Origin of the sequence: Nocardiopsis sp. NPDC058631, assembly GCF_042716955.1 — a bacterium.
Taxonomy (GTDB): domain Bacteria; phylum Actinomycetota; class Actinomycetes; order Streptosporangiales; family Streptosporangiaceae; genus Nocardiopsis.
This window is the reverse complement of record NZ_JBHXQY010000144.1, coordinates 1,014-11,550: the sequence shown is the minus strand read 5'-3', so window position 1 is coordinate 11,550 and position 10,537 is coordinate 1,014. Positions and strand designations below refer to the sequence as shown.

At 69.9% G+C, this 10,537-nt stretch carries 13 protein-coding genes; 2 read left to right on the top strand and 11 right to left on the bottom strand.

Annotated elements, in window-relative coordinates; translation table 11 throughout:
* On the bottom strand, positions 1-296 hold a 296-nt coding region (locus tag ACFWTE_RS28405; RefSeq protein ID WP_378782992.1), incomplete at its 3' end, for a hypothetical protein.
* A 502-nt stretch (positions 297-798) separates the two neighbouring features.
* Here ACFWTE_RS28405 and ACFWTE_RS28400 point away from each other — a divergent pair.
* Positions 799-1,758 carry a tyrosine-type recombinase/integrase gene (locus tag ACFWTE_RS28400; protein WP_378782991.1) on the top strand — a complete coding sequence of 320 codons (960 nt, stop codon included), beginning with the start codon at positions 799-801 and terminating at the stop codon, positions 1,756-1,758.
* Between the two features lie 248 nt (positions 1,759-2,006).
* Positions 2,007-2,498 carry a hypothetical protein gene (locus tag ACFWTE_RS28395; protein WP_378782990.1) on the top strand — a complete coding sequence of 164 codons (492 nt, stop codon included), beginning with the start codon at positions 2,007-2,009 and terminating at the stop codon, positions 2,496-2,498.
* Here ACFWTE_RS28395 and ACFWTE_RS28390 read toward each other — a convergent pair.
* From ACFWTE_RS28390 to ACFWTE_RS28345, 10 genes are all read right to left on the bottom strand, one after another.
* Positions 2,495-2,620, bottom strand: a complete 126-nt coding sequence (locus ACFWTE_RS28390) for a hypothetical protein (RefSeq protein WP_378782989.1) — start codon at positions 2,618-2,620, stop codon at positions 2,495-2,497. The genes ACFWTE_RS28395 and ACFWTE_RS28390 overlap by 4 nt on opposite strands.
* A gap of 371 nt (positions 2,621-2,991) precedes the next feature.
* Positions 2,992-3,702 (bottom strand): hypothetical protein, encoded by a 711-nt coding sequence (locus tag ACFWTE_RS28385; RefSeq protein WP_378782988.1) that lies wholly within the window; start codon positions 3,700-3,702, stop codon positions 2,992-2,994.
* Between the two features lie 516 nt (positions 3,703-4,218).
* Positions 4,219-4,932, bottom strand: coding sequence for a hypothetical protein (locus tag ACFWTE_RS28380; RefSeq protein WP_378782987.1), 714 nt, complete (start codon positions 4,930-4,932; stop codon positions 4,219-4,221).
* Positions 4,933-5,039: 107 nt separating this feature from the next.
* Entirely contained in the window at positions 5,040-5,462 is a 423-nt protein-coding gene (locus ACFWTE_RS28375) for a hypothetical protein (protein WP_378782986.1), read from the bottom strand.
* Positions 5,463-5,628: 166 nt separating this feature from the next.
* Positions 5,629-5,928 (bottom strand): hypothetical protein, encoded by a 300-nt coding sequence (locus tag ACFWTE_RS28370; RefSeq protein WP_378782985.1) that lies wholly within the window; start codon positions 5,926-5,928, stop codon positions 5,629-5,631.
* Positions 5,929-5,935: 7 nt separating this feature from the next.
* Entirely contained in the window at positions 5,936-6,202 is a 267-nt protein-coding gene (locus tag ACFWTE_RS28365; RefSeq protein ID WP_378782993.1) for an AbrB/MazE/SpoVT family DNA-binding domain-containing protein, read from the bottom strand.
* Positions 6,203-6,538: 336 nt separating this feature from the next.
* Positions 6,539-6,892, bottom strand: a complete 354-nt coding sequence (locus ACFWTE_RS28360) for a hypothetical protein (protein ID WP_378782984.1) — start codon at positions 6,890-6,892, stop codon at positions 6,539-6,541.
* A 153-nt stretch (positions 6,893-7,045) separates the two neighbouring features.
* Entirely contained in the window at positions 7,046-7,633 is a 588-nt protein-coding gene (locus tag ACFWTE_RS28355; RefSeq protein ID WP_378782983.1) for an NUDIX domain-containing protein, read from the bottom strand.
* A 149-nt stretch (positions 7,634-7,782) separates the two neighbouring features.
* A complete protein-coding gene (locus ACFWTE_RS28350) occupies positions 7,783-7,971 on the bottom strand; it encodes a hypothetical protein (protein ID WP_378782982.1) in 189 nt (62 codons plus the stop codon).
* 201 nt (positions 7,972-8,172) lie between these two features.
* Positions 8,173-10,380: a hypothetical protein gene (locus ACFWTE_RS28345; protein ID WP_378782981.1), complete on the bottom strand. Its 2,208-nt coding sequence runs from the start codon at positions 10,378-10,380 to the stop codon at positions 8,173-8,175.
* Positions 10,381-10,537: the final 157 nt, after the last annotated feature.

Here is a 10,537-nt window from a genome sequence, read left to right as displayed (position 1 = left end):
CCTGGTGGTAGTACAGGCCGGTGTCCAGGGCCAGCTGCTCCCAGGGGTCCGTCGTCAGGCCCCGCCGGGCGCACTCGGCCAGGATCTGGGCAACCCCCGGGTTCGTAGACGGCCCGGGCACCGGGGTCGGGGTGGTCTGCGGGGACGCCGGAGGAGATCAGGTAGGTGCCCAGGGCGTCGCGCGGGCCCTCCAGCTCCTCGCGGGTGTGGATGGTCAGGGTCTGCCCGTGCCAGTCGGCCGGGCCGCCCACGAGGCGCACGGGCACGGTCTCGGAGGGGGTGGTGGTCTCACTCATGGGGGTGAGCCTGCCACCCGCAGCGCGGGCGCGCGGGGGGTTTCGCCCAGGAGGCCGGTCCCGGCTACGCCCGGTGACCGGCGCGGTCCTACTGGACCCCGCGCTAGACCCGGCGGTAGACCCCGCACTGGTCCCTGCGCTAGACCCCACGGTAGACACGCCGCTTGACTGACCCTCTGTGACCGGCACGTCCATCCCTGGTCAGACCCCCTTGCCGACCTCTTGCCGACGCCGACATCTCCCCTTCTGAACAACACCGACCACACGCCCGTGCATGACTGCCGTGGGCCCTGTCCTAGGCCTGGTTCTCCCGAAGCCCCGGCAACAGGACAAGTAACCCACGAGTAACTTATTCAGGGTCCGAGAAGGGTGTTGTACTTCTGGAAACGAGCATTTCCGGAAGTAGACTGCGAGGGTGACTTCTGGAAACACGACCCCTGGTCAAGAACAGCTCCCCGAATCCACTTCTGGAAACACACGGATCGGGCGGCCCCGCCGACCCGTGGACCTTCCGGCGGATCTGGCGGGCGAGCTCTCCGCGTTCACCGAACGTCTCGCCTCGGCCACCGATCTGGGGGCGGCCACTCGCGACAAGTACCGGCGCAGCACGGTGCACTTCCTGGCCTGGCTCGCCGAAGCGCGCGAGGCCGACGCCGTGGACGGTGACCCCCTCACCGACCCGGCGGCCCGGGATTGGGCGGTGCGCGACTACCGGCGCCATTTGAAGAACACCCGCACCGCGCGGGGCACCCACCTGGGCGCGGCCACCATCAACAACCGCCTGGCCGCCGTGGACGCCTTCTTCGCCCTGCGCGGCTCCGGCCGCCCCCAGGTGGTGCGCGAACACCTAGCCCGCCCCAACGCACCGCGCGCCCTGGCCCAGCGCGCGCTGTTGCGGTTCCTGCGCACCGTGGCCCGAGACGCAGGACCCCGCGACCGGGCCATCTGCCACCTGGCCTACTACACCGGCCTACGCATCGCCGAGATCGTCGCCTTGGACGTAGCCGACATCCGCCTCTCAGCGAGGAAGGGGAGCGTGCGGGTGCGCGGCAAGGGCCGGTTGGGGGGCAAGGACCGCACCGTCCCCCTGCACGCCCAGGCCCGCACCACCCTGGAGGAACTCCTCGACGAGCTCGGCCGCCCCGCCGCGGGCCCGCTGATCCGCAACCGCGACGGCGGGGCGCTGTCCACCCGGGCCGCGAACGCCATCGTGTCCGCTCTCGGGGCCGCGGCAGGCATCGGGCCGGCCGACGACGGCGAGCCGTTCGGCCCACACGTGCTGCGCCACACCTTCGGCACCGACCTCGTCCGAGGCCGCGGCGAGGTCGCCCCCGCCCCGGTCGACGTGGTCCTGGTCGCCGAGCTGATGGGACATGCCGACCTCAACACCACCCGCCGCTACACCCTGCCCACCGACGCCGACAAGACCCGCGCGCTGGAGGCGCTCACCACCGACCGGTGAAAAGGCCGGAGCGGTCTTTAGCGCCGGATCCTGTTCCGAGGTTCCTCGACCCCCGACACGTGTGCGCCCGGTGGCACGGCCTCCTGGACCGAGACCGGCACGGTGCTGGGCGCCAGCCGGCAGGCCGCCCACGGGCGCGGCACCTACGCGCAACTGTCAAGCCGATCTTGACGGTCGCGGCTCCGCCCCAGAACCGCGTCCTACAGTCGTTGTCCCCAGTACCAGCAAAGGAGTGAGGTGCGGTGTCGATGCCCGAGGAAGAGGGCCTGATCACCCTGAGGGAGTGGGCCGCGCGGTGCGGCTACAGCCACGGCTACGCCGTGCACGTCATGCCCCGCTACTACCCCGATTTCCCCGCCCCCGAGCGCACCCGCCACGGGGCCGGCGAGAAGGGCGGCGGGGGCGGGAGCAACCTGTACGACCCCGCCAGGCTCGCCCCCTTCGAACCCCGGGGCGCCACCCCGGTCGAACTCCCCGAACGGGACCTGGTCAAGCAGGTCACCCTCGGCGGCTTCGCCGCCCTGGTCGGCGTGAACACCAAGACCGTGGTCCACATCAAGAACCACCGCCCCGACACCCTGCCCCCCACCGTCGACGGCCACCGCCAGTGGTACCCCCGGGCCCGCTACCACGTGCGCGACCTGCTGCTGATGTGGAACAGCCGGCCCGGCCACGGCCGCGGATCCGACAAACGCCGCCCACCCCTGCCCTGGCAGGACCAACAGGACCACACCGACTAACCCCCAGGGGCGCGCCAGCCCTGGAGCATCGCGGTGAACACCTGTTCCTCGGGGCGCAGCAGGGGCAGGCCGGAGACCAGTTGCAGCCCGGCCTCCCCGGGAGCACGCCCTTCGATGTTCACAGATAGTGACCTTCCACCGCTCGCATTGGATGCGAGATCATCGAATCCAATGCGAGCGGCGTGCAAATGCCCTGGTCAGGGTGGCAGGGTGAGAGACATCGCTTGTGCGAGAACCGCCCTCGGCCACTGACTCGACGCCACGGTTCTTCCTGCTGGCCAGGCTGTGTAGGGTCTCTCGCGCTCCCCGGTCTCGTATGCAAACCCTCGCGTATTCGCATCAGATGCAATTGGCGCTGGTTGGAACATCGGAACAGGATCCGGCGGTAAGAGCTACTCGCCGGTTACATGTCCTGTTGCCGGGCGTTCGGGAGCAGCGGGCCTAGTCCTGGCACGGCGGCCCGCTCGTGAGGATGTCAACCAGTCGCCATCGATCACGAGTCGCCCGCTTCGGGGTGGTGGATCGGGGTCCAGGCCTCGAACTCCAGGTGGTACTCCTCCTCGCGGAGTTCGTAGAAGGGTTCGCTGTGGGGGTCGGTGACCTCCTCCACCCGCCAGTCGCCTCCGCGCAGCTCCTGGTCCCACACCATCGTGCGGCCGTAGATCATCCGCATCTGGGTGGTGACCTGGGCGCCGTCGGAGGCCTCGAAGTCGGCCAGGACCAGGACCTCGACGGTGTCGGCGTTGACCTCCTCCCACCACACTCCTTGCGGGGACATGTAGTAGTAGGCCTCGGGCTGGGGGTAGGCCTCGGAGTCGAAGACGGTGCCCGCGGGTCGCCCGTGCCTTAGCTCGGCAGCACGCTGGCGCTGGATGCCCCGGTCGACAGACGCAGCACTTGTCTCGGTGCCGCGGTAGACGCCCAACGCCTGCGCCAGCGCCGGGGAGTCCGTGGTCGACAGGGCCCCCAGCTCGTGCACCACAGCCGAGACCGCCCCTTCGGGGTTGTGCTCGAACCCCACCGGGTAGCGGTCCCGGACCCGGTCCCGTCCCTCCTGCACGCCGAAGGTGCCCGCCGGGACCGGGGATGGGGCTGGGGTGGCGGCCTCGGCGGTCCTGGGGTCCTGGACTGGCTCCGGAGGGGCGGGGTTGGACCACAGCAGCCACCCTGCGAACAGTGTCAGGACGACAACGACGCTGGCCACCGCAATCCATATCCAGGATCGGTTGCGCCGGTGGGGGCGGCCAGTGGTCTCCGCGGGGGTGGTTTGTCCGGTCACCGCAGCGGCCTCCTTGATGAGGGTAGGGGTTTCACCCAAGCATGTGCGGACCACACGGTAAGGCCCACTCCGTGCGCTGGTCTTGTGGAGGCCGCATGCGGTCGAACCGGGGGGACGAACCAAGTACGGGGTGAAGGGGCAACGGGCCTTCATCAGATGAAGGATTCCTTCGTCCGATGAGCTAGGGCGCCCTGAGGGGTGCCCCTGACCGCACTGATAAGAGCAGTTACCGGCGGCCAGAACCAGCCGAAACAGGCACGAACCACGCGGTTCAGCTAGACCACTCCGCGCGGCCGGATTGGTCCGCCCCCCAACGGCTGTAGCAATCTTCCTCGCCCCGGCTACCTTTCGCCGGGCGCTCGGGAGCAGCGGGCCTAGAGGCCCCAAAAAACACGACAAGCCCCGCCCGGGTTCTCCGGACGGGGCTTTTGTGTATTGGGGCTAACCGTCCTTGGCGAAGCCCACCCAGCCGCTGCGAACCTTGCCCGAGGAGAACACAGCGGAGATGTGTTCGGGGGTGGGGGTGGTGAAGTCGAACAGGTGGGACACGATGACCAGAACCCCTTGCTTGTCCTTGTGGGCGGCGCGGATCTTGGGTGCGCTCGGGCCCGCGATGGGGGCGCTGTAGGTCGAGAACGGCGGGTCGGTGAAGGTCACCGCGATCTCGGAGCGCGTCAGCTTGGCAGTGGCGCCCTTGACGGGGCTGTCCATCGGGATCTGTCCGAGCGGGCGCAGTCCGGCGTGGTCGAACCGTTTCTCGATCTGCACCTGCCAGTTGTCCTGCTCGTCGAGTTCGAGCCACACGGCTTCGAGGCCGGGATTGACGAGCAGGGACGGGCGTAGGTCCACGGCGCCGTTTTTGGAGAAGGGCAGCACCGCGCTGAAGGTCTCGTGGGAGAGGTAGGCGTCGTTGGACGAATTACGGGTCACAAAGCCGCTGTCGTTCCAGTCCGGGGTGCGGCACGCCTCGTGGTTGAGCTCGGCGAACGCGTAGGTGTGCATGTCGATCACGTAAAGCGCCGGGGGTTCGGCGCCCAGGGATTTCCCGCAGGTCTGGCAGTCGCGTGCCCACAGGTGCGCCGCGACCTGCTGGAGGCCTTCCTGTCCGAGCTTGGCCTCGATCTTCTTGGTGAGCTTCAGGTTCTGTACCGCCACGGGCCACCTTGTTCGTGAGTAGGCAGGAGGAGTCGTTCGTGTTGTACTCGTTCCGAACCGTGCGCAGCCGTGCATGGCCGCAACCGGACACCTTGTGGCGGGCTGTGTCAGCGTTTGGAACGAACCCAGCTGGTGAGGGCTTCGTGGACGCGCTCCTCAGGAAAGGTCTCCTCCAGGACGGCGAACGCGGTGGTGCGCAGCTCCTGCACCCACAGCCGTCCCGCCGTGTCCTGAGGGGCGCCCATGTCCACTTCGGTGGCGATGCTCATGAGGAGTTCGTCGCCGGCCTGCCCGAAGAAGTACAGGGCGTAGGAGGCCAGCTCCCTGCGGTGCCGGAGCGGGTTCTCCTCGCCGAGGAGGAGCTTGAGGTGCATGGCGATCTTGCCGGTGACGTAGCGGGGGCTGGTTTTGACGTCTGCGGCAACGCGATCCCAGAACGGACCGTAGGTGTCCTCCATGTGGGGTGAGGGGAGCATCATGAGCAGCTTGATCAGGTGGTTGGTGTGCGCGGAGTCAGTGATGTCGGCCATGGCCACCTTTCGGAAGGAGGGTCAGGGCGCCGCCACGCTACAGCCGGGCCCCGTCCGGCGAGGGGCGAATGCCGCAACCGGCCCCGAACACGAAAAGGCCCTCCTGGCCGGCGCGATGCCGACCAGGAGGGCCTGGTGATGCAGGGTCAGATGCGGTCAAGGCCTCTCAGGGCGGGCCGGGGCTGAAGATGGCGTGGGTGCCCACCCGGCGCCAGATCACGTGCGGCCGACCGGGGAAGCGCTCGTCCCCGTACTCCCACGTGGCCCGGCCGTCGGGAGCCCAGGTCATCTCGTAGACCCCCGGGGCACCCTGCACGCCCCTGACCCGCAGACCGGGCCGGAACTCCCCTTTCTGCACGTCGGGCGCGAACTCACCCGTGACCACCCGCCGAAAGCGCGCGGCCTGTTCCCTGGTCAGCTTCTTGAAGTCCGCTTTGAAGCGGGAGGTGGTAGCGAACGTGGCCAACTGGTCTTCACCGCTCCTGTTCAAGAGCGTCGAACATCAACTCCGCGCCCTCGAACTCCTCGGTCTGGCCCGCGATGATCTCCTCGCTGGCCTCCCGCTCCCCCTGCTGCCACTCCCGATCCCAGAACCAGGCCTGATCCGCGGGAACCACCGTCATGCCACGCAACACGACCTGGCCGTCCTCGCCGATCTCGAACTCGACCTCGTCGCCCTCACGGATGTGCAGCGCCTCGGTGACCTCCCGAGGCAGGGTGAGCTGGTTCTTACGACGCATCACCGCACGCCGACGTCCCTTCTTGGTGTTCCTCATAGCGAGGACCTCTCTGTCGGTTGTGCCGCTTCCCCAACCGGCACACTCAGCGTTCAGTCTACTGTCAGAAAGTCAGACTTTCAGAAAGACTGAAAAGCTTCTCCACCGCCCCCCGGATCGCAGCCGTGGGATTGAAGCATGTTCTCGTTCTCGCGCCCGGATCCTGCCCCCGTGCCCGGTTCTGGCCGTCGGTAATCACCGGCTATCGGGGGCGAGGCCGCGAGGCCCCCGGGCACGGAAAAACCCCACCACGGACGCATGTCCGTGACAGGGTTCTGAAAATCGGCCCCCGGGCGAGGGCTACTGCTGCGGCTCCTGGCGGGCGCGGCGCGTCTGGGCCGCGCGCCGGTCGGCGACCCCCACGTGCGGGGCGATCTGCTCCCAGGTGGCGCCGCCCTGCCGGGCGATGTCCACGAGCCGGGGCTCCACGCCCTCCACCCAGGCGCGCAGCTGTCGGACGATGGTGAGCGCGGCCAGCGCCTCCTCGGCGGTGGTCGGCGCCCGGTCCAGGCCGCCGCGACGTGCGGCCAGGGCCCGGTCGATCAGGCCACTCAGGATGGGGCCGGACTCGCTGCCGCTCAGCCCCCTCAGCCGGCCCTCGCTGAGGAGTCTCCCGGCGTCGTGGGGGTCGGTGGTGTCGTGGACGTAGGGCACAGGGCCTCCCTGGTGGGGTGTCATCACAGTGGTGACGGATCTGTCATCGCCAGGATGACGTGACGCCGACCCGTCCCGCGGAAAAACCCTGCCCCCCACATCGCGTGTGGAGGGCAGGGTTCCAAAAACGGGTCCTCGGATGAGGGGCCGCTCCTACGGGCGTCCCCCGAGCCAGTACTCGCCGGGGGCGGTGGTGTACGCGAACTCGGCCAGGTCCAGGTCTTCCTGGGACAGCCACGGCAGACGCCCGGCCCCGTAGAGGAGTCGCAACCAGACGGCCTCCAGCGAAGCGTCGGGCTGGTCGGCCGGGAGGCCGCCGGCCCGGTAGTGGTCCAGGGTCGCCTGGACCAGGGCGTCGACTTCCTGCCGGGTGTAGGCGCGGGCGCCCTTCGTCTCGCCCGGGGCCGCGATGATCTCGCCTTCGGCGGTGGCCTCGACAACCTCCCACTGGTGCCCCGCGATCGGCTGCGCGGGCAGGGACGCGCACAGGTTCGGCAGATGGCCCCGCCACAGCGTCCGGGGGGTGCCGGTCACGGTCAGCCCGACCTCTTCGCGGACTTCGGCGACCAGGGCCTGGGTGACGCTGGCGTGCTCATCGCGGACGTGGCCGGCGACCGGGGCGGTGCCCTTGGGCCACCAGCCGCGGGTGACCATGACCAGCTGGTCGGCGGGGTCGGTGATCAGGACACCGATCGAGGTGCCGCAGCACCGCTTCGCCTTCTTCGGGGTCTGCGCGGTCATACTGGGTGTGCTCCTTCGGGGAGTAGCACGGCCCGCCCCCGGTCCTTGGTCGAATCGGGGCGGGCCGTCTTGCGTGTGTGGACCGGGTGGTCCCCCCGCTCACCCACACCTGACGGGTGTCGGTGAGCAGAGGCATCACCCGGGGTGGGTCATGTCAGTGGCGCGCAGGAGATGCCGGCGGCCACCACGACGGCGAGGCCCAGGAGCCCGCCAACGATCGGCGCGGCCCCGGCCGGGCCGGAGTCGAACGAACCGCGTGACTCGATCTCGTGCGCCGCCCACACGGCCGCGAGGTAGGCCAGACACAGCACCGCCGCGAGGAGTAGCCCTTCAGACATCCGATGTCCTCTCCACCTCTCAAGAGGGGGTTCTCAGGAATCCCGAGACACGGGACGTGTCCGCAGGTCAGGGGCGTCACGAGGCATTGACACGGGGGCGACACGAGCCTCGTGACAAGCCCTGCGACACGGCTCGTGACACGCCTCGTGTCGTGCTCGTGTCGGGCCCGTGACACGACTTGTCACGGGCCGTGTCACGGCTCATTCCTTGGTGGGCTCGTCGGCGTCGATGCCCGGCGGGACCCTCAGATCCCCGGCCAGAATCCGGTCGCGGGCCGCCTCTAGGACCTCGCGGGCATAGCCGCGGTCGGTCTTCTTGGCCCCGGGCCGCCACCGCAGCGAGACGGAGTGCTCCTCGATCTCCAGCACCTTCATCCGGGCCCGGACCGTGGGCCGCGACCACCGCAGTTCGGCCGCCATGAGCGCGATCTCCGCGCCCTTGACGTCCTCCCCTTCCGAGATCTGCAGCGCGACCTGCAGGACGCGCGGCAGGCGCTGTTCGCCCTCGGCGGCCAGGCCCTCGGTCATGGCGCGGAACTCGTCATCGACGCGCTCGGGGTCGCGCGCCCCGCGCCCGTTCTTGTGCTCGATCTCCTCACGGGTCTTGCGGATCGCCTCGCCCAGGCTCCCGAGCTTGCCGACCATGTCCCCGAGAGGACCGCTCTTGTCCGCCGGGGGCGTGGCCGCAGCCGGAGGGGTCGGCGCCGGGGGTGCCGTGGGCTTGCTCCCGGTCCCGCCGGCCTTCTTGTCCTCGCCCAGGCCGGGCAGCCACCCGGCCTTGCGGGCCCGCTCCCACCGGTCCATGTACAACCCGGGGTTGACCCGCACGGTGACGTCGTCCAGCTCCGGGCGCCACTGCGCGGTGGCCTCGGCGACGGTGTCGGCCTTGTCGGGTTGAGCGAACAGGCCCCGGAACAGCTTGGGGTTCTCGGCCGCCTTGTGGCGGACCAGCCCGTACCCGGGGTCGGGCATCTCCGAGGCCAGCGGCATCTTGCCCTCCCACCCGAACAGGTGGTGCAGCTCGGTCTTGTCGTTGACCCGAAGCCCCAGACGCAGGGACGCCTGCGCCATCAGCGAGGTGGGAATGTGGTCGCTGATCGCCCGCAGCGCGCAGATCAGCGCGCGGATGGACGAGGACCGGGAGCGGTCGCTCAGCTCGGTGAGTTTGGCCTTGATCTCCTCGGGCAGGGACGCGGTCTCGTCGGTGACGATCTGGATGTGCGGCACCGCTGAAGAGACCGGGATCTTGGTGTCGTTTTTCTGCCTCTTCAGGTCGGCGTAGCCGACGTGGCGGGCCTCGATCGCGGCCAGGGCGAAGTCGAGCATCTTGTGCATCTCGGCCGGGTCGGTGGCCACCCAGTCGATCGCGGGCCGGGACGCGCGCCCCTCGACCCAGGGCCGCAGGTAGGGCTCGAAGAGGCCGCCGCCGTTGGGGTCGATGCCCCAGATGATGACGTCGTCGCAGCGCAGCAGGGACGCCATGATCGCCGCGAGCTGGCTCGACTTGCCCGAGTCGGTGGCGCCGATCAGGACCGCGGTCGCCCACTTCAGGTCCAGCTTCACCTTGGTGCCGTCGCGGTAGACGCCGTTGGTGATGCCGTCGTAGATGGACTGGCGGGTGTAGTCGCCCGGGTAGTAGAGGGTCTCGTCCAGGGCGTTGACGGTGTTGACGAACAGCTCGAAGGTGCGCCGCGACTCGGGCAGGCCGACGACCTCCACCCCGCACCCGGCGGGCAGGTCGGCGTCGTCGGCGATCTTGCGGGTGTTGCGCTCCAGCGCGTCCAGCCCGGCGCTGGGCGGGAGCTTGCCCTTGACGGTGTAGCCGGTCTTCCACACACGGGAGGGGTCGGTGGGGTGCTCGTTCTCCCACTCACGGATGTCGGTGACCACGGTGCCGCTGATATGGCACACCCGGTCCACGCGCCGCTCCCACTCCACGGCCAGGGCCAGGCGACCCCGCTGGATGGCCTCTTCGCTCTTGCGGTCCTGCACGGCGATCTCCCATGCGGTGGAGGCCGGGCGCAGCAGCGCGGAGGCGACCGCGCCCACGCCCAGCGCGGCCAGCAGGTCCACCGACCACGGGGTGCCGGCGGCCAGCGCCAGCGACGTCCACCCCGCGAACCCCGCCCAGCGGCCGGGCCGGTACAGGCGCGACAGGGCGGGGAGCTTGGCAGTGGCGGCGCGGGTGTAGGCGGCCGTGGCGCCCAGCGCGCCCACGGCCATCGGCGCCCACACCGGCAGGCCCACCTCGGGCAGCGACCCGACCGTGGCCACGCCCAGCGCCAGCGAGGCGGCGTTGGCGGCGCCCAGGAACGGGCCCTGGGCGTGCGACCAGCGGCGGCGGAGTTCCTCCTGGTCGCGCTTGGTCTTCCTCTTCTTGGACTTGCGGGCCGGGCTACTGATGGACACGGGTGCCTCCTGGAATGTGGTCGGGGCCGGAGCTCCCGTGCGCGGAGCCGTGCCCTGCGGGTCTTCGTGGAGGGCCGCGAGGCGAGGGGCCCCGCTCGTCGAGCACGGGGGAGACCTGCTCACCGCGACGTGCGCCGGGGTACGGACGCTGCAACTC